The following is a 22,175-nucleotide window of genomic DNA, read 5'->3' on the forward strand; positions in this document are numbered from 1 at the left end:
CCGCCGCAACGTCCTGGCGGGCCAGGCGGCGGCCGCGGCGGTCGAGTCGGCGATCCTGTCGGCCGCGGGCGCGGCGGCCCTCGCGGTCACGGTCGGAGCCTCCCTCGACTGGACGTCCGGGCGCGAGGCCGCCTGGCGAACCGTCACCCAGTGGCCCGCGGCCGTCTTCGCCATCGGCTTCGGCAGCTTGCTCTATGCGGCCTCCCGGAGGCTGACCGCCGCTGCGTGGGCGGCGGTCGGGTGGTCGTTCGCCCTGTCGTGGTTCGGCGGGATCCTCAACCTGCCGAAGTGGATGCTCGACTCGACGCTCCTGGGGTGGTCCTTCTCCCCCGGACACGTCGAGCACGTCCCCCAGGCCGTGGGCCTGCTCGCATTCGGCGTGGCGGGTTCGGCCGTCGCCGCCTTCCTGGCCTATCGGCGCCGCGACGTCCTCGCGGGATAGCCGCGAGGCGCGCGAGTGCGGAGACGGGACGCTAGCCCATCTATTTGAGAATAATTCTCATTCTCGTTAGAATGCCCTCATGAAAGTCAGAGCCTCGCTCAAAAGCCTGAAGAATCAGCCCGGCGCCCAGGTCGTCAGGCGCCGGGGACGCCTCTACGTCGTCAACAAGGCCAATCCCCGGATGAAAGGGCGGCAGGGCTGATGTCGCGCCGCTGCCAGGTCACCGGCCGCGAACCGCGATTCGGCAAGGCGGTCTCGCACTCGCACAAGCGGACGAGCCGCCGCTGGGATCCCAACGTGCAGAGGAAGGCGTACTGGGTCCCCTCGCTCGGGCGAAAGGTGAGGCTGACCGTGTCCGCCAAGGGGATGAAGACCATCGACAAGCGGGGCATCGACGCCGTGGTGGCCGACATGCTCGCCCGCGGAGAGAGGATCTGAATGGCCAAGGGCAAGGACGCGCGCCCGATCGTCAGGCTCGTCTCGACGGCGGGGACGGGTTACACCTATGTCACGCGCAAGAACCGGCGCAACGATCCCGAGCGGATGTCGCTGCGCAAGTTCGATCCCGTCGTCCGCAGGCACGTCGAGTTCACAGAGGCCCGCTGAGGCGGGATCCGAGCGCCGCCGGGGATTCATCGCGAACCGGCAACGGCTCGCGATGCCGCCTCACCGCAGGGAGGTCTCCGTCAGGTAGGCGAGGACGGCCCGCACGCGCCGATTCTCCTCCCCCGGGGCCATTCCGAGCTTGGAGAACACGTTGGCCACGTGCTTGGAGACGGCCGCCGAAGACAGGAAGAGCTTGCGGCAGATCTGCTGGTTCGACAGGCCCTGCGCCATGAGCTCGAGCACCTCGACCTCGCGGGCGGTCAGGTCCGCGAACCGGGAGGGGCCCCCGCGCACGAGCGACGCGGCGACCTCGGGGTCGACGACCACACCCCCGGCCGCCACGACCTGGAGGGACCGGATGAAATCGGCGACGCGCGCCACCCGGTCCTTCAGGAGGTAGCCGAGTCCGCCGACGCCCTCCGCCGGGGCCGCGGGTTCGAAGAGCCTGGTCGCGTAGGCCGGGGCGACGTACTGGGACAGGACCATGATCCCCGTCGCCGGCTGGACCTCGCGCAGCTCGACGGCGGCGCGCAGACCGTCGTCGGCCATGCCCGGGGGCATGCGCACGTCCGTGACGAGCACGTCGGCGGCGTGCCGGGCGGCCGCGGCCAGAAGCTCCGGGGCCGTGGCGGCCTGGGCGAGGACCTCGTGGCCCTGGCGTTCGAGAAGGCCGACCATCCCCTCCCGGAACAGCGCGGAATCGTCGGCGACGATCAGTTTCATTCCCTCTCCTCGCGTTCGTATGCGGCATCGGCCGGCTGGGAGCCGGCCAGGCGTTCTCCCCCGGCCGCACCCGGCGGGCCGGCGGGATGCCCAGCGGGCGGGACGACTCCGAATTCGCCCCGCAGCAGCAGGAGCGGAATGCGGGCCGAGACGACCGTCGGCCCGCCCGCGGGGCTGACGAGCCCCATCGTCCCGCCGAAGGCCGCCAGCCGTTCGCGCATCCCCGACAGTCCGCCGTCGGGACGGATGACGGCTCCGCCCGGGCCCTCGTCGCTGACGGAGACGTGGAGGGACTCGTCGGCGGCCAGAAGGACGGTGACGCGGACGCCCGGAGCGTATTTGGCCGCGTTCGTCAGGGATTCGCAGACGAGGAAGTACCCCGCGGCGACGACGCCCTCGGGCATGGCCGGCAGCGGATGCGGGACGCGCAGCACGACGTCGAGGCTGCTCGAGGAGCACAGGCTCTGCACGGCCGCCTCCAATCCGAGGTCCGAGAGGATCTTGGGGTGGATGCCCGCCACGGTCGAGCGCAGGGAGCGCAGGGCGGCCTCCGAGTCGTCCTGGGCTTTGTCGAGGAGGCGGCGCACCTGCGCCATCCGCTCGGGCACGACGCGGTCGCCGACCGTCGCCGAGTCCAGCAGCAGGCTCGCCTCCCCCACGTCCATGGAGGCGGTGACGAGGAATTGCTGGGCGCCGTCGTGCAGGTCGCGTTCGATGCGGCGGCGCTCGATCTCGAAGGCGGCGACGATCTCGCGGCGGGACTCCGTGAGCTCGGCGACCTCCTCCGGGGTCATGCTCGCCAGATCCCCGTATCCGCGAAGCAGTGCGGAGCGGACCATCCGCCGGGCCCGCCGCAGGAGGAGGCAGCCCAGCCCCGCGGCCACCGCGATGACGCCGATCGCGACGGCCGCGTAGGCGTCCACCGGCAGGGCCCCTTCCAGGAGCCCCAGCGCGGCGTAGAGGGCGAACGGGCTCACGGCCGCGAAGCATCCGATCCCCAGCCCCGCCACGAGGTTCGCGCGCCTCATCCGCCGCAGGACGGCGCGTTCGGCCTCGCTCAGGTCGCGAGCGCCCAGGGAGTGGGGGTTCACCCCTCCATATTAGGCGCCGCCCCGCCGTTCCCAGCATCCGCCTCCTGCACCCGCCTCCCGTCGAAGGGTAGACCTGGCTCTACCGCGCTTCGATAGCCAGCGCCATGGCGGGGCCGGCGCGATGACGGTGGAATGGAGGCATGAGCACAGATAACCGCGCCCTCACCGGTAGGGCCCTCGTCAAGAACTTCGGCAACGTGCACGCCCTGGCGGGCGTGGACATCGACATCCCCTCGGGCCAGGCGCTGGCCATCATGGGGCCCTCCGGGTCCGGGAAGTCCACGCTGCTGCACTGCCTGTCGGGCATCCTCACGCCGACCTCGGGAGAGATCTGCCTCGGCGGCAAGAACGTGTCCGGGCTGCCGGACAAGAGCCGGTCGCGGCTGCGCTTGAAGCACTTCGGGTTCGTCTTCCAGGACGGACAGCTCGTCCCCGAGCTCCCCGCGAACGAGAACGTCGCGCTCCCGCTCATGCTGAGCGACGCGTCCCGGCGCACCGCCATCTCCGCGGCCGACGACTGGCTCAGGCGCCTGGGGCTGGAGGACGAGGCGAACCGCCGTCCCGGCGAGATGTCCGGCGGCCAGGCCCAGCGCGTGGCCATCGCCCGGGCCCTGGCCGCCTCCCCCGCGGTCGTCTTCGCCGACGAGCCGACCGGCGCCCTCGACCAGGCGACGGGCCACGAGGTCATGCAGCTGCTGACGACTACCTGCCGGATGAGCGGAGCGACCCTCGTCGTGGTCACCCACGACCCCCAGGTCGCCGCCTGGTGCGAGCGCCTCGTCGAGATCCGCGACGGCCGGATCCACGCCGACAGCAAGACGGGAGGCGCGCGATGAACCCCGCCCTCAAACTGGCCCCCGCGCTGACGGCCGCCCGGCTGAAATCCCGCAAGGGGGACGCCTGGCTCGACGTCCTGGCCGTCGTCTCCTTCGCCATCTCCGCCCTCATGGCCCTCACGGTCGCCGGCGGGATCTGGATGTTCCGCGGATGGAGCCTGCACCCCACGGCGAGCATGCTGGCGACCGCGCACGGCGAGAGGTCCTACCTGGACCTGTACCTGTCGCTCGGGATCTTCGCGGCGGCGCTGCTCGTCATCCCCATCTTCTCCCTCGGCACCTCGGCCACGCGCCTGGGAGCCCAAGCCCGGGCGCGCCGCCTGGCCTCGCTCAGACTGGTCGGCGTCACATCCGGCCAGACCGTGGCCATGACGATCGTCGAGACCCTCGTCCAGTGGATCATCGGCACGGGTGCCGGCGTGGCGCTGTACTTCGCCACGCTGCCCGCCTGGAGGGGCGTCGAGTTCCTCAAGACCCCCATCGCCCCCTCCCAGATGGTCCTCCCGGCCTACCTGCTGTTCCTGGTCTTGGCCGCGCTGCTCCTCATAACGGTGATCGCGACGACGGCCGGCCTCCAGCGGGTCCGCATCTCCCCGCTCGGCGTGACGCGCCACGAGACCAGCCCCGCGCTCAAGTACTGGCGCCCGATCGCCTTCATCGCGGCCATCGCGGCCTTCTGGGCGTGGTCGACCACGAATCCCTCCACCACAGACGCGAACACCTACCTGAGCATGGCCCTGTTCCTTGGAGCCGTCATCGGCGGAATCTCGCTCATGGCGCCGTGGGTCCTCCAGAATCTGGCCCGCTTGCTCACACGGACCCGTTCCGTGCCCCGCCTGCTGGCCGCCCGGCGCATCATCGACAACCCGAAGGCCGCGTGGAGGCAAGTCAGCGCCCTGGCGCTGCTGTGCCTCATCGCGGGCTACGTCGCCTCGATCCCGGAGGTCAACGCCGACGGCCCGCGCGCCGACATTCAGAAGGTCTTCGGCCAGGACGTGAGCACCGGCACCTTCATCACGATCGGATTCGGATTCGCCGTGGCGGCCCTGTCGACCCTCATGAACCAGGCGTCGGGCGTCTTCGACCGGGCGCGGCAGACCCAGGCCCTCACCCAGGTCGGCTTCCCCCGCAGGGTCTTCGGGCTCACGAGGGTCTATCAGATCATCGGACCGCTCCTGCTGACGACGGTCAGCTTCGCGTTCCTCGGGCGGAGACTGGCCCTCCTGATGGCCGCGGACGACGTCAGCGACGCGGGGCTGAGGCGACTGGCCTTCGCGCTCACCGCCGGAATCGTGCTCTCGCTCCTGGCCCTCCTGGCCTGCGAGCCCCTCGAATCCCACGTGCTGGCGTCCCAGCGCCGCCGCAACGACTGACCGGCCGACGATCGGTGGGCGGGTGGGCGCGCGCCCACCCGCCCACCGCGTCCGCGGAGCGCAGGAAGCCGACTGAGGCGGGCCTACAGGGGATCGCGTCTCGTCGGGCAGCTCATGCACCGCGGCCCGCCGCGGCCCCGCCCCAGCTCGCTTCCGGGGATGGTCAGCACCTCGACGCCGTTGGCCTCCAGGTAGTCGTTGGTGGTCACGTTGCGCTCGTAGGCCACGACGACCCCCGGCGCCACCGCCAGCACGTTGGACCCGTCGTTCCACTGTTCGCGGTCGGCGGCCGGCACGTCCTGAGAGGGCGTGAGGATGCGCAGCGAGTCCAGGCCGAGGACCTGGGCGATCGCGTCGTGCATCCCGTCCGGCGGGTTGGCCGTCACGTCGAACTCGTCGGGTCCGTCCCCCGGTCGGATCGTCAGCGACGGCAGCATCCCCAGCCCGCCGTATTTGAGGAAGGTGCCCTCGTCCGCCATCGTCATGACGGTGTCCAGGTGCATCTGCGCCCGGGTCTTGGGCAGGCTGAGCGCGACGACGCAGTCCACCTCGCCTTCCGCGAACAGCCGGGAGGCCAAGCGTTCGATCCCCTGCGGGCTCGTCCTCTCGCTCAGGCCGACGAGGATCGAGCGGTTGCCCAGGACGAGGACGTCGCCGCCCTCGATGGTGGCCGAGCCCGCGGCGATGCCGTCGCTCCACAGCCGGGAGCCCGAGAAGCGCGGGTGGAAGGAGTAGACCGTCTCGTTGTTGATCGCCTCGCAGCGCCGTGCGGGTTTGCGCATCGCGTTGACGGAGGCCCCTCCGTAGATCCAGCAGGAGGTGTCGCGCGTGAACAGGTGGTTGGGCAGGGGCGGCAGGAGGAAGTCGTCCTCGTCGATGCTCGCCAGGGTGACCGAGCCGGGGGCGGGGACGGCGTCGAGCAGTTCGCGCTTGGTCAGCCCGACGATGAGCAGGTCGGCGAGCTCGGCGGGCGAGAGCGCCTCGGCGTACTCCCGGACGGCCCCGGCCAGTGCGATCCCGCAGTTCTCCTCGGTGACCGCGTAGCCGATCAGGTGCCGGCGTGCGCGGGGGTCGGCGAGGGTCTCGGCCAGCAGGTCGGTCAGGTAGAGGACCTCGGTTCCGCGCGAGCGCAGGAGCTCGGCGAAGCAGTCGTGCTCCTCCTGGGACTTCTCCAGCCACAGGACGTCGTCGAAGAGCATGTCGTCCATGTTGGAGGGGGTGAGCCTGTGGATCTCGCGCCCCGGGCGGTGGAGGATGACCTGCCTGAGCGGCCCGGTCTCCGAACCCACGTACGGTTCGGCCGGCGCCCCCGCCGGGACGGTGTCGTGCGCCATGGTCTCTCCTATCGCCGTGCCACGGGGTTGCGGAGGACCCCGATGCCCTCGCACTCGACCTCGACCGTCTGGCCCGGCTCGACGTCTCCCCGGCCGTGCGGCGACCCGGTGAGGATGACGTCCCCCGGCAGCAGGGTGAAGATCGAGGAGGCGTAGGAGACGAGCTCGGGGACGGAGAAGGCGAGCTGGCCGGTGCTCCCGGAGAGGCGCTCCCGGCCGTCGACCCGCGAGGTGAGCGCGAGGTCGCCGGGGTCCGCGTCGGTGTCGATGACCGGGCCGAGGGGGCAGGCCGTGTCGAAGCCCTTGGCGCAGGCGACGTCCCGGGTCTGCGCCGTCACGTCGTTGGCGACGGTGTAGCCGAAGATCGCCTCGCCGGCCCTCTCGACGGGGCAGTCCTTGGCCACCCTCCCGATGACGACGGCCAGCTCGGCCCCGTGGGAGAGGCGGTCGGCGAAGGCCGGCGGGACGATGGGGTCGCCCGGGCCGACGACGGCCGTGTTCGGCTTGAGGAAGACGGTCAGGCCGGCCGGGGTGGCGCAGGGCTCCTCGTCGTAGGTTCCGGCGAAGCCGACGACCTTGGATCGCGGGATCATCGGGGAGACGAGGCGGGCCCGGTCGGCTGGCAGGCGCTGGCCCGTCGGCGTGACGGATCCGAACAGGGGGTCGTCCGACAGGAGGACGAACTCGTCGGAGTCTTCGTCGAGGACCGCGTAGCGGGGCCCCCGGTCGAGCCCCAGACGTGCGATTTTCATGGATGCCATCCTACTTGGCCTCTCATCCCGGAGGCGCATCCGGTCATCCCGGGGGCGCATCCGGCCCGACGGCCCACCAGGCTCTTCGCTCCGAGCCGATCGTCCGTCCACCCGCGCCCACGCGGGTTACCCTTGACATACACCGCCCGAGAACGTCTGGAGGACACGTGAAGAGGCATCGCGACGGATCCTGGTCCGACAAACCCGCAGCCGCCATCGAGAAGACCATGACCGTCCCGTGGCTGCTGTCGCGCCGCGCCGCGCGCACGCCCGACGACGTGTGCGTCGAGCGACGGTCGGAGCTGGGCGCGGCCTGGGTCGAGGTGCGCGCCGGAGAGTTCGAGGAGGACGTCATCCGCGCGGCGCGCGGCCTGGTCGGGATGGGGCTGCAGCCGGGGCAGACCGTCGCCATCCTCGGCGCGACCTCCTACGAGTGGAGCCTGCTGGACATGGCCGTGCAGTACGCGGGCGGAGTCGTCGTCCCCATCTACGAGAGTGCCTCCGCCGAACAGATCCGCTGGATCCTCGCCGATTCCGCGGTCCGCCTGGTCCTGACCGACACCGCCGCGCACGCCGGCCTCGTCGAGAGCGTCCGCACCCCCGGACTGCTGGCGAGCGTCGTCTACGACGCCGACGGCATGACCAGGCTCTACGCCGCGGGGGCGGACGTGCCCGAGTCCGAGGTCCTCGAACGCAAGGAGGCCCTGACGAGCGACGACCTCGTGACGGTCATCTACACCTCGGGCACGACCGGCAATCCGAAGGGGGTGGAGCTGACCCACGGAAACTTCGTGGCCTCCGCGCTCAACATCCTCGTCTCCGAGCGCGAGGTCATCGACACGCCTGACGCCCGGGTCCTCCTCTTCCTGCCCCTGGCCCACATCATGGCGCGCATCGTCTTCGTCTACGCGATCGCCGGGCGGGGGCGGATCGGACACGTGCCGAACGTGCGCAACCTCCTGGCCGACATCCAAGCCTTTTCCCCGACCGCCCTGCTGTGCGTCCCCCGGGTCCTGGAGAAGGTCTACAACGCCGCAGAGGCGAAGACCCGGGGCATGCGCTTGAAGGCCTTCCGATGGGCCGCCCGAGTGGCCGTCGACAACTCGCGCAAGTCCTTCCACGGCCCCGTCTTCGGCCTCAAGCGGGAAATCGCCCGCAGCCTCGTGTGGGACAGGCTCACCCAGGCCCTCGGGCCCGACTGCCGCTTCGCCATATCGGCGGGCGCCCCGCTGAGCAAGCGCCTCGGCCACTTCTACCGCGGCATCGGCCTGACGGTGATCGAAGCCTACGGGCTGACGGAGTCGACCGGCCCGGCGGCCGCCAACCGGCCGGGCAGGGTCGTCATGGGGTCGGTCGGCCAGCCGATCCCCGCCGGCGCGGTGAAGATCGCCAAGGACGGAGAGGTCCTCCTCAAGGGCCCGCACATCTTCCGGGGGTACCGCAACGATCCGCAGGCCACGGCGGACGCCGTGGACCGCGACGGCTGGTTCCACTCGGGGGACATCGGGACGATCGACAAGCACGGGTTCGCCACGATCACGGGCCGCAAGAAAGAGCTCATCGTCACCGCGGGCGGGAAGAACGTCGCCCCGGCCGTGCTGGAGGACAGACTGCGAGGCCATCCGCTCGTCTCGCAGGTGGTGGCCGTCGGCGACGGGCGCCCCTTCGTGGGGGCCCTCGTCACCTTGGACGCCGAGATGCTCCCCGGGTGGCTGCGCAACCACGGCCTGCCGCGCATGGACGCCGCTTCGGCGGCCGGGCATCCGAGGGTCCTCGAGGCTCTTCAGCGGGCCGTCGACCGGACGAACGCCCAGGTCTCGCGGGCCGAGTCGATCCGCAAGTTCGTGATCGTCCCTGGCGACTTCACGGAGGACAACGGGCTGCTCACCCCGTCCATGAAGGTCAAGCGGGACGAGGTCCTGCGACGGTACGCCTCCACCGTGGACGGGCTCTACCGGGACGCTCGCGGACCGCAGGCCGGCGGCGGGCGGAGGAAGCGCGGCGCGCGGCGGGGCGGCCGATCATGACCGCGAACGCCGTGTCCGGGAGGACCGGGGTCTTCGCCCTCCTCGGCTCGCCGGTCGGGCACTCCCTGTCCCCAGCCATCCACAACGCCTCCTTCGCCCAGCTCGGCCTCGACTACGTCTACCTGTGCCACGACGTGGAGGCGGACGGCATCGGCGAGGCGGTGGCGGGCGCCCGCGCGCTGGGGTACGCGGGGCTGAACGTGACTATGCCGTGCAAGGCCGCCGTCGTCAACCACCTCGACGCCCTGTCGCCCGCGGCCGAGCTCATGGGCGCGGTCAACACCGTCGAATGCGCCGGAGGCCGGCTCGTCGGCCACAACACGGACGGGGCGGGGCTGCTGCGCTCGATCGCCGAGGAGGGCTTCGAGATCGCGGGCTCGCGCATGGTCGTCATCGGCGCGGGGGGCGCCGGCTCGGCGGCCTTCACGCAGGCGGCGCTCGACGGCGCGGCCCGCATCGCCGTGTTCAAGCGCAGGGATGCATCCTTCGCGGCGGCGGCCGAGAGGGTAGCGGCCGTCTCCGACCGAACCGGGGCGGACATGGCGTTCGCCGACGCGGCCGACCGGGCCGCCCTGGCCGCCGAGGTCGAGGCCGCGGACATCGTCGTCGACGCGACCCGCGCGGGGATGGCCCCGCTGGAGGGCGTCTCCAACGTCGAGGCGGAGTGGATGCGCCCCGGTCAGGCGATCGTCGACACCGTCTACCATCCGCGCGAGACGAAGCTCCTCGCACTGGCCGCCCGGTCGGGGGCGCGGCCGATCGGCGGGCTGGGCATGCTCCTGTGGCAGGCGGCCGTCGCCGAGGAAATATGGCTGGGGGCGTCGATGCCGGTCGAGCGGATCCGGGCCGCGATCGAGGCCGAGGGCTGATCGCAGGCCGCGCCTCCGCCGGGCGGGGACGGGCTCCCGGGCGCTCCCAGTCCGGCCGGGATGGACGGCGCCGGGCCGTCACCCGCGTCTCGCGCGGCTCCTGGCGTACAGCGCGATCCCCGCGGCGACGGACACGTTCAGCGACTCCACCCTGCCGGAGATGGGGATCTCGCACCGGACCGCGGCGGCGGCTTCGATCTCCTCGGACGCCCCCGTCCGCTCGCTGCCCATCACCAGGGCGACGGGGTGCGGCGCGGACAGGCTCCGCTCGAGGGTGCCGGTCCCTCCCCGGTCCAGGAGCACGACGGGCCGGGCGTCGTCCTCGGCGAAGGCGAGGAACTCCCGCCTGTCCGCGAGGACGATGGGGAGCGCGAAGTTCAGGGCCCGGCTGGCCCGCGTCAGCCTCCTGTCGAAGACGGACGTCAGGTTGCTGTCGAGCAGGACGAGGCCGGCCGCGTCGAACGCCGTCGCCGTCCGGGCGATCGCGCCGATGTTCCCGAGCAGGCGGACGCCGTCGAGCGCGACGACGTCGCCGTCCGCGCCGCGCAGGTCTTCGAGCCGGCGGCGTCGGGGGGCCTTGGCGACGGCGAAGATCCGGGACCTCTTCTCGGCTTTGAAGAGGCGCGCGAGCGTCGCGGGCGCGAGGCGGAACGTCTCGTAGGGGCGGAGGATCTCCGCGGTCGCCTCCATCTCGGGGCAATAGCCCTCCGAACAGTAGATTTCCTCGATCTGCACGCCGTATTCGATCGCGTCGACGATGTTCTCCTCGTCGTCGACGACGATCGCCTTCCTGCCGCCGCCGCGCAAGATGTCCTTGACTCGCGACAGCTTCCACTGTGGGGCGTCCGCCGCCTCGATCTCCTGCATGCCATCCCTTTCGCCTGCCTCCCGCTTTCCCCGGCCGCGGTCTCCGGCGGAGGAAGGCGGGGATCGCACGGTGCGCAAGATGGGACTCGAACCCACACGCCCGAAGGCACCAGAACCTAAATCTGGCGCGTCTACCAGTTTCGCCACTCGCGCATGGCGCCCGTCTCCGGGCCCCTCCAGTGTAACGGTTCCAGTCCGGCCCCGGCTCGCAGTGGCCGTGCGGTCGTCGACTCCACCCCCACCGGCGGGGTCGGTCGGGTCCGGCCCCGGCTCGCGAAGGTCGGGCGGCGCGCCGCACGAGCTCCTCGGCGACCCGGACACCGCCGGTCGGCGGCCCGCCTCCGCACCGGCGTGGAGGCGGTCGAATGCCTCACCCCGCTGGATCCGCCCCGCGCAGGGCGCCCGAAGTTCACCCGGCGTGAAAAGCCGAACCCTCCGCGGCCGGGAGGGCAGCGAATCCGCGGCTCCGTGGCACAGCGCACCTGGCATGCGAGGCCGCGCGGCTGGCACACTGAAATCCATGAGCGAAATCGACTCCGACTCCATAGGCTCCTGGCTGTCCCCCGAGGACCTCGAATACGTCCGGCACAAGGTTCCCATGGTCTACGTGGACATCGTCCCCGTCCGGGTCGACGAGCACGGCGTGCTCCAAGCCGTCGGCATGCTCCTGTGCGCCGACGACGAGGGGATCAGCAGGGCCTTCCCGTCGGGCCGGATCCTCTTCCACGAGTCGGTTCGAGAGGCGCTGCTGCGGCACATCGAGAAGGATCTGGGGCCGGTGGCCCTGCCGCAGCTGCCGGTTTCGATCGCGCCGTTCACGGTCGGAGAGTACTTCCCCACGCCCGGCGAGGGGTGGTACGACGAACGGCAGCACGCGATCTCGCTGGCCTATGCCATCCCGATGCAGGGAGACTGCAACCCCGGCTCGGCCTCGCTCGAATTCACGTGGTTCACTCCCGGCGAGGCCCGCACCCGCGACCTCCAGGCGGAGCTCATCCCCGCCCACGCCGTGCTGCTGCGACAAGCCCTGGCGCACATGGGCGCCATCTGAGGGGCCCGGCGCCTCAGACCCCCAGCTCGGCGCGGAGGAGGCCGGCCAGCTCCCGGAAAGCCTTGCCTCTGTGGGAGATCGCGTCCTTCTCGCCGGGCGGCAGCTCGGCCGAGGATACGTCGTAGCCCTCGGGCGCGAAGATCGGGTCGTAGCCGAAGCCGTTCGCGCCGCGGGGCTCGGCGAGCAGTCTGCCCCGCATGCGGCCCTCGCGGACGTACTCCCGCCCGTCGGGCGTCACCATGGCCGCGGCGCACACGAACGAGGCGCCCCGGTGCCGTTCGGGCACGTCGGCCAGCTGGGCGAGGAGCAGTTCCAGATTGTCGCCGTCCCGGCCGTGCACGCCGCACCACCTCGCCGAGAAGACGCCGGGGGCGCCGCCCAGGACGTCGACGGCCAGGCCGGAGTCGTCCGCGAGCGCGACGAGCCCGGTCGCCTCGGCCAGTTGACGCGCCTTGATGAGGGAGTTCCCGGCGAAGGTGACGGCGTCCTCCACGGGCTCGGGGATATCGAAGCCCCCCGCGTCGAGGATCCGGCCGGGGGCCACGCCGGGCAGGAGGGGGGCGAGGATCGCCCTGAGCTCCTCCGCCTTGTGCCGGTTCCTCGTCGCCAGGACGATCCGCCGGCCTGCGTCGGGCCGGGGTCTGGACGCCCTCGCCGCCGCGCCGCCGAGGCCGGGCGCAGCCTCGTATCCGCTGGCGGGCGGCTCCGCCGCAGTCGCCGTCATGTCAGGCTCGGGCCGCCGACGATGCGCGGGTCGATCGGATCCCCCCGGTGCAGGGCTTCGCGCTGGAGGGCGGACAGCCTGGCCGTCCCGCTCTCGGCCAGGTCGAGGAGCTGGCCGAGCTCGCCCCTGTTGAAGGGCGCGTGCTCGGCGGTCCCCTGCACTTCGATGAAGGCGCCGCTTCCGGTGGCGACGACGTTCATGTCGGTCTGGGCGCGCGAGTCTTCCTCGTAGGGAAGATCGAGCACGGGGGTGCCGTCGACGATCCCCACGGAGACGGCGCTGACGGTGTCGCCGAGCACCGGCCTGGTCGCGTCGGGCACGACGATCCCCCTTCCGACCGCCCAGTCCACCGCGTCGGCGAGGGCGACGAAGGCGCCGGTGACCGAGGCCGTGCGAGTGCCGCCGTCGGCCTGGAGGACGTCGCAGTCGAGCTGGATCGTGTTCTCCCCCAGCGCCTTCATGTCGACGACCGCGCGAAGGGACCGGCCGATGAGCCGGGAGATCTCGTGGGTGCGCCCGCCGATCCGGCCTTTGACCGATTCGCGCTGGGAGCGCTCGCCCGTGGCGCGTGGGAGCATCGAGTACTCGGCCGTCACCCATCCCAGGCCGGAGTCGCGCCGCCAGCGCGGCACCCCTTCGGTCAGGGAGGCGACGCACAGGACGGTCGTCCGCCCGAACGCGACGAGGACGCTGCCCTCGCCCGTCTCGAGCCACCGGCGGGTGATGGATACGGGCCGCATGGAGTCGGCGGCGCGCCCGTCGGCGCGAGTCCACGTGTTCATGGCTACGAGACTACCAAGGCGGGGGCGCTAGACGCGGTAGGCCTCCCCCGGCTTGACGCAGCGGACGGGGCCGTCGAAGGCGCCTTCGGCGGCGCGTCGGACCGTCTCGGGGTCCGTCCACGGCTGGAGGTGGGTCAGGAGCAGCCGCCCGACGCCCGCGCGGCTCGCCAACTCCCCGGCCCGCGAGCCGACCATGTGGACGCCGCGGACGGTGTCGCGTCCGTCTTCGAAGGCACACTCGGACAGGAGGAGGTCGACCCCGCGCGCCATCTCGACCTCGGTGTCGCACAGGTCGGTGTCGCCCGTGTAGGCGAAGGCGGCTTCGGCCCTCGGATCGGATTCGGAGGGCCCCATGATGCGCAACCCCACGGCCGGAACCGTGTGCTCGGCTTCGAAGGCCTCGACGAGCATCGGGCCGACCTCGACGACGTCGCCCGGGCCGATCGTGTGGAAGTCGAACTCGCCCGCGTAGGTCTCCTCCTGCGGGTCGCCCCCTATCTGGCGGGTCCGGGCCAGGCCGTCCTGGGGCGAGTAGACGGGGATGCGGTCGAGGGGGCCGCCGGGGATCCAGCGCCTGTACACCTGCATTCCGACGATGTCCGTGCAGTGGTCGGCGTGCAGGTGGGACAGGGCGATGGCGTCCAGGTCCGCCGGGTCGAGGTAGTTCAGGAGCCGGCCCATGGCTCCCGGGCCGAGGTCGAGCACGAGGGAGTGCGTCCGGGTCCTGCCGGCTTCGTCCGTCGAATCCGCCTGGACGAGGTAGCATGAAGCCGCTGACGCCGGTCCGGACATCGAGCCCGAGCAGCCGACGATGGTTATCCTCACCGCTTCATCTCCTGCGTCGAGGGGACGGAGCCGGGCTGTCGGTGCGATCCGGAGTCACTGCAGATCAGGTCACTGCGGCTAATCTCCCGCGTTGAGTGGACGGAGCCGACCTCGGGCCCCAGGAAGCGGCGCGCGAGCTCGCCGAAGGAGGCCGGGTCGCCGGTGGTCAGGAAGCGGCGGCTGGGCCGGCCGCCAGGGGGCGCGAAGGCTTCGCCCACGGCGAGCCGGCGGTAGACGTCCCGGGCCGTCTCGTCCGCGGAGGAGACGAGGGTGACGCTCTGCCCCATCGTGTAGGAGATCGCCCCGGCCAGGAGGGGGTAGTGGGTGCACCCGAGGACGAGGGTGTCGACCCCTTTCTCGCGGACGGGGCCCAGGTAGCGCTCGGCGACCTCCTGGACCTGCGGGCCGGCCGTGATCCCCTTCTCGACCAGTTCGACGAAGGCCGGGCAGGCCGCCGTCGTCAGCTCCAGGTGGGGGGCGGCGGCGAAGGCGTCGTCGTAGGCCCCCGATCCGATCGTCGCCTCCGTGCCGATGACGCCGATCCTGCCGTTGCGGGTGGCGGCGACCGCGCGGCGCACCGCCGGCTGGATGACTTCGACGACGGGGATCCCGTGGCCGACCTGGTAGCGTTCGCGCGCGTCGTGGAGCACGGCGGCCGACGCGGAGTTACAGGCGATGACCAGCATCTTCACGTCGGACTGCACGAGGCGGTCCATGATGCCCAGGGCCAGTTCGCGGACGCGCGCGATGGGTTTGGGGCCGTACGGGGTGTTCGCGGAGTCGCCTATGTAGAGGACCGACTCATCCGGCAACTGGTCGATGATGGCGCGGGCCACGGTCAGGCCGCCCACCCCGGAATCGAATACGCCGATCGGCCGAGAATCCATAGAGCGAGCTTAACCGCGCAGCTGCTTGTTCCTCACCGCAGCAAGCAGTGACTCTTGCCACCACGTGAGCATCGAGTACAGGACCGCCAGAAGATCCTCCGTGTTGTCGATCTCCCGGCCCTCTCCGCCGTCCGAGAGGCCCGTGAGGGCTTGGGCCCGCCTGTAGACGTCCTCGGCCGACTCTCCGTCGGTGATCTCCAGCCTCGCCGAGCAGACGAGCCTGATCGAGTTGACGGCGCTTATCCAGGCGGGCATGTCTTCGTTGCCGACCCAGACGTGATCGGTGGAGGCCGTCACCGACCGGTAGAAGACCAGGAGCTGTTCGGATTTGACGGAGGCCAGGGAGTCCTGGGTCATCTCGCGCAGCGTGCGCGCCTGCTCGGGGTCTTCGGACATGTCGGGCAGGAGCCGGTGGAAGGCCTCGTCCATGGGGTGGCCGAACTCGTCGGAGGCCTGCCCGTCCTCGCCGTCGATCCCCGCGAACTCGGCTTCGTAGGCGGCCAGGGGGTCGGATTCGTCCGGCCCGCGCTGGGCGTCCTGGAGCATGCGGTCGAGGGGGCGGCCGAGCATGAAGGCGACGTCCGAGGCCAGCCCGGCGAAGAATTTCCGCTCCGTGGAGTCCGCTTTGGCGAGGTACCCTCCGCGCCACGGTCTGAAGCTCTCCATTACGGGACTTCCTCGATCGTCGCCCACAGGCCGAAGCCGTGCATAGCCTGCACGTCGGCCTCCATCTGCTCCCGCTGGCCCTTGGAGACGACCGCCCGGCCGTTGTTGTGCACGTCGAGCATGAGGCGGTGCGCCCGGCGCTGCGGCAGGCGGAAGTAGGCCATGAACACCCATTCGACGTACGACATGAGATTCACCGGGTCGTTGTGGACGACCGTCTGCCAACCGCTCGCGCGCAGCGTCCGGCCGACGGGCGCCGACGAAGGCGAAGGTTGGGAGCTCACCCTCACATCTTACCGACTGGTCGCCGCCGTCCGTCCAGCCCCGTTTCGCCGCTCGCGGTATCGTTGGTGCATGTCAACGGCACTACTCACGGACATGTACGAGCTAACGATGGTCGACTCGGCGATCGCATCGGGCACGGCGGGCCGGCGCAGCGTCTTCGAGGTCTTCGCCCGGCGCCTGCCCGGGGAGAGGAGGTACGGCGTCGTCGCCGGAACCGGCCGCGTGATCGAGGCCATCCGGGACTTCCGCTTCGGCCCAGAGGAGATCGCCTACCTCGAATCCGCGGGAATCGTCTCCGAGCGGACGCTGGAGTGGATGGAGGGCTACCGTTTCACCGGCGACGTCTACGGGTACGCCGAGGGCGAATGCTACTTCCCGCATTCGCCGGTCCTCACCGTCCTGGGGACCTTCGCCGAGGCCTGCGTCCTGGAGACGGTCATCCTCTCGATCCTCAACCACGACTCGGCGGTGGCCACGGCCGCCTCGCGGATGACCGCAGCCGCCCACGGCCGCCCCTGCGTCGAATTCGGGGCCCGCCGCACCCACGAGGTCGCGGCCGTCCACAGCGCGCGCGCCGCGGTGATCGCGGGCTTCGAGGCGACGTCGGACCTGGAGGCGGGCCGCCGGTACGGCCTGCGGATCACCGGGACGTCCGCGCACTCCTTCACCCTCGTCCACGACGGCGAGGAGGAGGCCTTCGCCGCCCAGATCGCGACCATGGGCCCGGGGACCACCCTGCTGGTGGACACCTACGACATCCCCCGCGGTGTCGAACGGGCGGTGGCCGCCGCGCGGGCCGCCGGCGGGGAGCTCGGGGCCGTCCGCCTGGACTCCGGCGATCTCATCGCCCAGGCCTTCACCGTCCGCCGGCAACTGGACGACCTGGGGGCCACATCCACCAAGATCACGGTGACGAGCGACCTCGACGAGTACGCGATCGCCGCCCTCGGCGCTGCCCCGGTCGACGCCTACGGCGTGGGCACCCAGCTCGTGACGGGTTCGGGCCACCCCACCGCGGAGATGGTCTACAAGCTCGTCCAGCGCGAAGGCGCCGACGGCCGGATGCACGAAGTGGCCAAGGCCTCCCAGAACAAGAAGAGCGCCGGCGGGCTGAAGGTCGCCGGGCGCGTGCGCGACGAGCGCGGGCACTCCGCGCAGGAGCTCGTCGTCTCCGCCGGAAGCTGGCAGGAGGGCCTCGACTACCTCGAACGGGCGGGCGCACGGCCCCTGCAGGTCAAGCTCATCGACGGCGGCCAGGTGGACGAGCCTTACATCGGCGAGCGGGCGATCGCCGCCGCCGCGGAATGCCATGCCCGCTCCCGCGCCGAGCTCCCCTACGACGGCTGGCGCCTCTCCCGCGGCGAGCCCGCGGTGCCCACCAAGACGGTCGACATCTTCGAGGGAGACGACTGACGCCTCCCGCTTCTTGAACAAGAGTCCACGCTTCGTGTAAAGCCCACGAATGTGAAGCGAAAAACAAACTTCCACGCAACGTAAGGCCCACGCTTCGTGTAAGGTAAACGCACAAACACCGGCCCCTCTCACGCATCACAGGCTTCGGCCGCCGAAGCGCGATGGGTCGGTTTTCTTACGTCTTCCGTGTGATTCGACATTACCGGCCCGAGTGCACCTGCTCATAGACATTCGCTTCAAGATCATGCATCTGCTTTTCGACGCTGCCTGCCAACGCCGCGTCGTCGAGACGAAGGCCGAGCTCGACATTGCGTTCTTCAGCGCTGTACGAGAAGTTCGCGCTTCCCACTACCAAAAAACGGTGGTCGATGCTGAGGAACTTGGCATGGCTTGTCACGGCTCGTTTCCCGCCTTCGGGAGCCCGGGTCCGCATCACGACGGCGCCGCGCAGCTGACGGGCGACCTCGTTGGTGTCCATACTTATGCTGCGTCCCGAGTGACGCTTTGAGCGGCGTCGGACGTTTCCTTTTTCAACGTCCACGCTGAAAGGCCCATCAGCGGCCTGGGTGTCCAGGTAGAGGCGTACTGAAACGCCTGGTTTCTCCCGACACAGGGTCAGTAAAGCCGACCACAGCACGGACGTGGGCTGCAGATTGAAAGTGGCGCAGACGAGGGAAGAATTGGCTCCGCCGACCAATGCGAAGACGTCTCCTGTGAGCGGCCCGCCGCCAACGGTGCCGGCCGGAGCCGTCCATACAGGGGTCACATCTCTCAGCTTCGCAGCCGCCCCGGCGACGGCGCTGAGCACGGCTACAGAGTGCTCTCTAGTTTGCGGACCGAGGCCTCCGGCGTTCATCAACTCTCGTGCCCGCCTTCGTCTGGGCGCGGGCACGACGCCGAGCGCCTGGCTTAAAGTAGCCCCGGCCGCAAGGCGGGCGGCTATGCCGCCGGCCTCGCTCCCAGTGAGAAAGGCCCCTAGAGCGCGGAGCGATTCAGTATCCTCGGCGGACACGCGGCTCACATTGCCCGGTAATCGCTGAAAAAGGCGAGGTCGGGCACCGCCATGTCAGCTATTCCGGGGCCTAGCTCGAAGTCGGACAGCGGCACAACGAAGCGGCGGTCGAGGAATCGGTTGGCGCGCTCGCAGGAGGTCTCCGAGACCATGGTGCAGCAGTGGCAGGCGGCGCCGTGGAGGAAGTCTTCGGGGTCCTGAGGGATGCGCCGGGCGCATATGGGGTCCGAAGAGCAGCGTGTCATGGCGCACAGCGTATGGTCAATGATCTCGGCGAGACGGGCAGGCTCAGAAAGTGAAACTAACCCGCCCAGAGTCCCATCCGAGTCGGAAGCCGTTGTGGTCAGCAGCATTCCCGCCGCGGCCTCTCGCCGCTCGGTGGCGGGCCAGGCGTAGAGGCGTTCGCTGATGGAGGCGGCCCCGTAGCCTGAGGACATCGCCATTTGGCGAATGAGCCCGTGTGCAAGCGTGTGAACGAGCCAATAGCGCGGCGGAGCCAGGCGATCGTCGGGGTCGACCTGTTTGGCGGTCTCGGAGAAGCGCCGCTCGAAATTGCGGCGGTGGGCGGCCCGGTGGGCTGCCCAGACGGGGCTGGCGAGCACCTTGGCTTCCCATTCGGCGACTGCCGCTTCGTCGAGCTGGATGAAGATCCCCTCACCGCGGTCCTCGGTGGCAGGAACCCAGGAAGGGTGGCCGGAACGGGCCAGCGGCACAAGCCGGGCCTCTGAGTCATCGACCCGGTCGTAGTCGTCGACGCGCGTGAAACCGAGGACGGCGTTGACCTTGCGCAGACGGTCGACGGCGAGCACACGGCTCACGCCTTCAGGCACGTCGCCGAGGCTGCGCGGGGAGACCGCGAGGCCGCTGGCGGGGTCTTCATGGCGGTCCCCAGGAGGTTCCTGCAGAAGGTAGTTCCATTCGGGGACGAGGAGGTCCACCGGGTCCCAGTTTTCGCGCCGCTTGAGGCGGTCGTCGTCACTCTCCCCGGGGGCGTCGAGGGCGCTCAGCAGCTCGAGGAGCTCCGGATCGGACAGGTCGCAGAGCGCAGCGGCCTCAGCGCCGGCCGTCTCCAGGCGCATACGGAGAATGTCGGTGTCAGTCCCGATCTTCTTCCTCCAGCTCCCAACGCCGCGCCTGAGAATCTCGACCCTATCCCGTTTGATTTCGGCGGGATCGAAGCGCGGCATGTCGATGATGGACTGAGTGGCGGCGAACCAAAGGTTGGAGGCGCCTACGAGCATGACGCGCGGTTCGGCCTCGCACCCGTCCTTTTCGAAGGTCCCCAGATGGGGATGACGGCCTCGGCAGCGAGGGAGCCGCTTGCGGCCTTCCTCACCTTGGGCTTGCGCCATCCCCCTGCGCGCTCCACAGGCGCGGCAGGAGATGAAAGCGGTGGCGACTCCCTGGGATGTGTCAGTCATAGCCAGCTCTGGATGAGATGCTTTGACGCAGTGGGTCCCTTCGTGAACCCACCAGTCGTAGGGAAACTCATCAAGGTGTCCGTTGGGACAGGCAATGAGATAACGGGCTGGAACACAAGGGGAATGTAGTTTTTTCCGTTTGTCCGTGTTCTTGAGCCTTCGAGGTCCATTCCCTCGGGTTAAACGCCCAGGGCAGTTGATGTGTTTGAAGATTGCCTGGTCGGGGCGGAAGGGATGGGTATTGGTGTAACCGTCTACGAAACGGCTCAGCGGCGCTAGAAGGTCGCAGCCGGTGCAGCGCAGCCACTGGGGGAAGACCCGCGCGGGCACGCCGAGATCGTCACCGTCACGGCGAATGCCGGGCCGCGAGGGTTGCCAGGGAAAACGCCGCAGCTCGCCCACCTGGTGGCCGAGCATGAGCTGAACCGTCTCCAGGAGGCGGGGTGCGTGGACGGTGACGGGATCGGCGGCGCGGCGGCGCCAGATCCGCTCCCAATCGTCCAGACCCGTGGGCATAATCGTGAAGTGGGGCAGGTCGATGATGGCGCCGGGGCCATAGGTGTACAGCAGCGTCGTCGGGCGAGCAGAGCCGACCTTGGCGAAGTTCTTCTTGGCCTGGTTCTGGCTGAGGTCGTCGGCGTCGCCGAGGGGGTCGACGCCGATGCCGTCGTCGACATCAGTCGCATCTGGAACTTCCCGCCGAGGGCTCACTCCCTCATTGTCCTGGCCTTCTCTCACCGTTCCTCCTTGTCGGCGCCGTCATCGATGCCGCCGTCAATGCCGGTTTCACCGAGTTCGCCGGCTTCTTTCTCGTCTTTCGGTTCCTGCCGCTGCCAAGCTGGGGCGTTATCAAGCGCCGTATCGGCAAGGCGGAGAGGGTCCGGGGAGACGAGGAGGTTGATCTCGGGCTGGACCTCCCGCATGGATCCGGCGACGACGAACGGCGGTTCGTCGGGCTGCGGGCTGCGGCCGCTCATCGCCTCGGCCGAGCGCAAAAGCGGAAAGTAACGAGAGTTGTCGGCACCGCGCTCGTAGACGAGCTCGCCGCCTTTGTTCGCAACTTTTCTCTGGCGTTTCTTCCACTCCCCCACGCGGCCGGCCAGGCGGTCTCGGGCGTACCGGCTCTCTTCCTCACCGGCGGCCGCGCTTATGCGGGTGGCGAGGTCTTCGGTGAGCCGGTTCAGGGCCTCGGCCTGCTCGGCGATGCGCCCGGCGTTGTGCTCGGGGTTGAGCCCGCCGCTGCGCCCGGCCTGGGTGACCCTGGCGGCGGCTACGAGGGCGCCGTCGAGACCGCGGTCGATCGCGGTGACGGAGAATGGGGTGACGGACAGCGGCTCGACGCGCGCGTAGAAAGTTTCGTGGAAGTGGCGGAACTGCTCGTAGTGGGCCAGGTCGCGGGGACGGGCCCAGTTGCCGAGGGTGATGACCAGGCCTGGGCGTGCGGCGTCCCGACCCACGCGGGAGGTGGCCTGGATGTACTCGGCGGTGTTCTTGGGCTGGCCGACGACGAGCATGAGGCCGAGACGGGAGACGTCGACTCCCACTTGGAGCATGGAAGTGGCAAGGACGACGTCGTAGGGGTTCGCCGTGCGTTTGCATCTGACCAGCGGCTTCCCTGCGCGCCTGGCTGCGGCTACGGCGTCTCTCGCAGCCGTGGAGTCGACGTCGGGGTCGAAGGTGAGCGCCATACGGTCCAATGTTGCGGTGATGCCAGCGGAGGCGATGCGCGAAGTGAGCTCGCCCAGGTGCAGGGCACCGCAGTTTGTGCCGCGGCGGCGCGGCAAGTGAGAGTCTCGTCCCGACTTGGCCAGACCTGTCTGAATGTCGTCTTGAATATAACGGGCCATTCCGGCCAGTTCCCGGGTGGCGGAAAAGTAGCCGACGAGCGTCATGTAGGGGTCGGCTGCGGCCCCGAGCCGATCAAAGAGGAGCTGGGCTCCGGCCATGAGGGTCTGGGTTGTCTGGATCTCGGCGGCGGTCAGGCGCACCCCGGTGGTGGACAGGCCCACGTAGAGGCGCCCGGGATGTGCCTCATCGACGGGAAGCGTGCGGGAGAAAAAGGTGTCGGACGCGTCGAGCACCTGGGGCGGGAAGATTGTCACGTCGCGGCCGTAGAGGCCGCGGACCTGATCGGCGACGTTGCGCACGGTCGCCGAGGAGGCGACCAGGAGGGGGCGGGCGGGCCGGCC

23 protein-coding genes, 1 tRNA gene and 1 pseudogene are annotated in these 22,175 nt (G+C 70.2%); 10 read left to right on the forward strand and 15 right to left on the reverse strand.

Going from position 1 to position 22,175, the window contains the following annotated elements:
* The 4 genes and pseudogenes from HMPREF0043_RS11540 to rpmG form a co-directional block, all read left to right on the forward strand.
* A pseudogene (locus HMPREF0043_RS11540) lies at nucleotides 1–442 on the forward strand (hypothetical protein); the annotation flags it as partial.
* A gap of 79 nt (nucleotides 443–521) precedes the next feature.
* A complete protein-coding gene (ykgO, locus tag HMPREF0043_RS07815; protein WP_021602477.1) occupies nucleotides 522–644 on the forward strand; it encodes a type B 50S ribosomal protein L36 in 123 nt (40 codons plus the stop codon).
* Nucleotides 644–880 carry a 50S ribosomal protein L28 gene (rpmB, locus tag HMPREF0043_RS07820; protein WP_021602478.1) on the forward strand — a complete coding sequence of 79 codons (237 nt, stop codon included), beginning with the start codon at nucleotides 644–646 and terminating at the stop codon, nucleotides 878–880. Before ykgO ends, rpmB begins: the two co-directional genes overlap by 1 nt.
* On the forward strand, nucleotides 881–1,048 hold the full coding sequence (gene rpmG / locus HMPREF0043_RS07825; RefSeq protein ID WP_021602479.1) for a 50S ribosomal protein L33: 168 nt from the start codon (nucleotides 881–883) through the stop codon (nucleotides 1,046–1,048).
* Between the two features lie 60 nt (nucleotides 1,049–1,108).
* Here rpmG and HMPREF0043_RS07830 read toward each other — a convergent pair whose 3' ends face one another.
* Both HMPREF0043_RS07830 and HMPREF0043_RS07835 read right to left on the reverse strand, forming a co-directional pair.
* On the reverse strand, nucleotides 1,109–1,771 hold the full coding sequence (locus tag HMPREF0043_RS07830) for a response regulator transcription factor (RefSeq protein WP_021602480.1): 663 nt from the start codon (nucleotides 1,769–1,771) through the stop codon (nucleotides 1,109–1,111).
* The gene (locus HMPREF0043_RS07835) at nucleotides 1,768–2,862 is read right to left on the reverse strand and encodes a sensor histidine kinase (protein ID WP_021602481.1); all 1,095 of its coding nucleotides are present in this window, start codon (nucleotides 2,860–2,862) and stop codon (nucleotides 1,768–1,770) included. The genes HMPREF0043_RS07830 and HMPREF0043_RS07835 overlap by 4 nt, the downstream gene beginning before the upstream one ends.
* Before the next feature lie 140 nt (nucleotides 2,863–3,002).
* Between HMPREF0043_RS07835 and HMPREF0043_RS07840 the strand changes: the two genes are divergently transcribed.
* Nucleotides 3,003–3,698, forward strand: coding sequence for an ABC transporter ATP-binding protein (locus tag HMPREF0043_RS07840; protein ID WP_021602482.1), 696 nt, complete (start codon nucleotides 3,003–3,005; stop codon nucleotides 3,696–3,698).
* Nucleotides 3,695–5,071, forward strand: coding sequence for an FtsX-like permease family protein (locus HMPREF0043_RS07845; RefSeq protein WP_021602483.1), 1,377 nt, complete (start codon nucleotides 3,695–3,697; stop codon nucleotides 5,069–5,071). The genes HMPREF0043_RS07840 and HMPREF0043_RS07845 overlap by 4 nt, the downstream gene beginning before the upstream one ends.
* 83 nt (nucleotides 5,072–5,154) lie before the next feature.
* Here the strand turns inward: HMPREF0043_RS07845 and HMPREF0043_RS07850 are convergent, their stop codons facing one another.
* The gene (locus HMPREF0043_RS07850) at nucleotides 5,155–6,405 is read right to left on the reverse strand and encodes an arginine deiminase (RefSeq protein WP_021602484.1); all 1,251 of its coding nucleotides are present in this window, start codon (nucleotides 6,403–6,405) and stop codon (nucleotides 5,155–5,157) included.
* 8 nt (nucleotides 6,406–6,413) lie between these two features.
* A complete protein-coding gene (locus HMPREF0043_RS07855) occupies nucleotides 6,414–7,157 on the reverse strand; it encodes a fumarylacetoacetate hydrolase family protein (RefSeq protein WP_040318136.1) in 744 nt (247 codons plus the stop codon).
* Between the two features lie 167 nt (nucleotides 7,158–7,324).
* On the opposite strand from HMPREF0043_RS07855, the gene HMPREF0043_RS07860 reads away from it, so the two are divergent.
* Both HMPREF0043_RS07860 and aroE read left to right on the forward strand, forming a co-directional pair.
* A complete protein-coding gene (locus HMPREF0043_RS07860; protein ID WP_232206081.1) occupies nucleotides 7,325–9,184 on the forward strand; it encodes an AMP-dependent synthetase/ligase in 1,860 nt (619 codons plus the stop codon).
* Nucleotides 9,181–10,053 (forward strand): shikimate dehydrogenase, encoded by an 873-nt coding sequence (aroE, locus tag HMPREF0043_RS07865; RefSeq protein WP_021602487.1) that lies wholly within the window; start codon nucleotides 9,181–9,183, stop codon nucleotides 10,051–10,053. Before HMPREF0043_RS07860 ends, aroE begins: the two co-directional genes overlap by 4 nt.
* Nucleotides 10,054–10,131: 78 nt before the next feature.
* On the opposite strand, the gene HMPREF0043_RS07870 is transcribed toward aroE, so the two are convergent.
* Both HMPREF0043_RS07870 and HMPREF0043_RS07875 read right to left on the reverse strand, forming a co-directional pair.
* A complete protein-coding gene (locus HMPREF0043_RS07870) occupies nucleotides 10,132–10,920 on the reverse strand; it encodes a TrmH family RNA methyltransferase (RefSeq protein ID WP_021602488.1) in 789 nt (262 codons plus the stop codon).
* Nucleotides 10,921–10,991: 71 nt separating this feature from the next.
* Nucleotides 10,992–11,073 (reverse strand) — tRNA-Leu (locus HMPREF0043_RS07875).
* Between the two features lie 367 nt (nucleotides 11,074–11,440).
* Between HMPREF0043_RS07875 and HMPREF0043_RS07880 the strand changes: the two genes are divergently transcribed.
* Entirely contained in the window at nucleotides 11,441–11,971 is a 531-nt protein-coding gene (locus HMPREF0043_RS07880; RefSeq protein ID WP_021602489.1) for a DUF4916 domain-containing protein, read from the forward strand.
* A 13-nt stretch (nucleotides 11,972–11,984) separates the two neighbouring features.
* Here the strand turns inward: HMPREF0043_RS07880 and rdgB are convergent, their stop codons facing one another.
* The 6 genes from rdgB to clpS are packed head-to-tail and all read right to left on the reverse strand — an operon-like array spanning nucleotide 11,985 to nucleotide 16,139.
* The gene (gene rdgB, locus HMPREF0043_RS07885; protein ID WP_021602490.1) at nucleotides 11,985–12,695 is read right to left on the reverse strand and encodes an RdgB/HAM1 family non-canonical purine NTP pyrophosphatase; all 711 of its coding nucleotides are present in this window, start codon (nucleotides 12,693–12,695) and stop codon (nucleotides 11,985–11,987) included.
* Nucleotides 12,692–13,477, reverse strand: coding sequence for a ribonuclease PH (gene rph, locus HMPREF0043_RS07890; RefSeq protein WP_021602491.1), 786 nt, complete (start codon nucleotides 13,475–13,477; stop codon nucleotides 12,692–12,694). The genes rdgB and rph overlap by 4 nt, the downstream gene beginning before the upstream one ends.
* Before the next feature lie 27 nt (nucleotides 13,478–13,504).
* Nucleotides 13,505–14,302, reverse strand: a complete 798-nt coding sequence (locus HMPREF0043_RS07895; RefSeq protein ID WP_021602492.1) for an MBL fold metallo-hydrolase — start codon at nucleotides 14,300–14,302, stop codon at nucleotides 13,505–13,507.
* Nucleotides 14,299–15,189 (reverse strand): glutamate racemase, encoded by an 891-nt coding sequence (gene murI, locus HMPREF0043_RS07900; protein ID WP_021602493.1) that lies wholly within the window; start codon nucleotides 15,187–15,189, stop codon nucleotides 14,299–14,301. Before murI ends, HMPREF0043_RS07895 begins: the two co-directional genes overlap by 4 nt.
* Nucleotides 15,190–15,198: 9 nt before the next feature.
* The gene (locus tag HMPREF0043_RS07905) at nucleotides 15,199–15,855 is read right to left on the reverse strand and encodes a DUF2017 family protein (protein WP_021602494.1); all 657 of its coding nucleotides are present in this window, start codon (nucleotides 15,853–15,855) and stop codon (nucleotides 15,199–15,201) included.
* A complete protein-coding gene (clpS, locus tag HMPREF0043_RS11545) occupies nucleotides 15,855–16,139 on the reverse strand; it encodes an ATP-dependent Clp protease adapter ClpS (protein ID WP_051317498.1) in 285 nt (94 codons plus the stop codon). The genes HMPREF0043_RS07905 and clpS overlap by 1 nt, the downstream gene beginning before the upstream one ends.
* Nucleotides 16,140–16,209: 70 nt before the next feature.
* Between clpS and HMPREF0043_RS07915 the strand changes: the two genes are divergently transcribed.
* Nucleotides 16,210–17,553, forward strand: a complete 1,344-nt coding sequence (locus HMPREF0043_RS07915) for a nicotinate phosphoribosyltransferase (protein WP_040318138.1) — start codon at nucleotides 16,210–16,212, stop codon at nucleotides 17,551–17,553.
* 199 nt (nucleotides 17,554–17,752) lie between these two features.
* Here HMPREF0043_RS07915 and HMPREF0043_RS10785 read toward each other — a convergent pair whose 3' ends face one another.
* The 3 genes from HMPREF0043_RS10785 to HMPREF0043_RS07930 form a co-directional block, all read right to left on the reverse strand.
* Nucleotides 17,753–18,361, reverse strand: a complete 609-nt coding sequence (locus HMPREF0043_RS10785) for a phospholipase D-like domain-containing protein (protein ID WP_232206084.1) — start codon at nucleotides 18,359–18,361, stop codon at nucleotides 17,753–17,755.
* A 209-nt stretch (nucleotides 18,362–18,570) separates the two neighbouring features.
* The gene (gene drmB, locus HMPREF0043_RS07925; protein ID WP_021602498.1) at nucleotides 18,571–20,724 is read right to left on the reverse strand and encodes a DUF1998 domain-containing protein; all 2,154 of its coding nucleotides are present in this window, start codon (nucleotides 20,722–20,724) and stop codon (nucleotides 18,571–18,573) included.
* Nucleotides 20,721–22,175: helicase-related protein (locus tag HMPREF0043_RS07930; protein ID WP_021602499.1), on the reverse strand; the 1,455-nt coding region annotated here is incomplete at its 5' end. The genes drmB and HMPREF0043_RS07930, both read right to left, overlap by 4 nt.

It is taken from the genome of Actinobaculum sp. oral taxon 183 str. F0552 (genome assembly GCF_000466165.1).
Classification (GTDB): Bacteria; Actinomycetota; Actinomycetes; order Actinomycetales; family Actinomycetaceae; genus Peptidiphaga.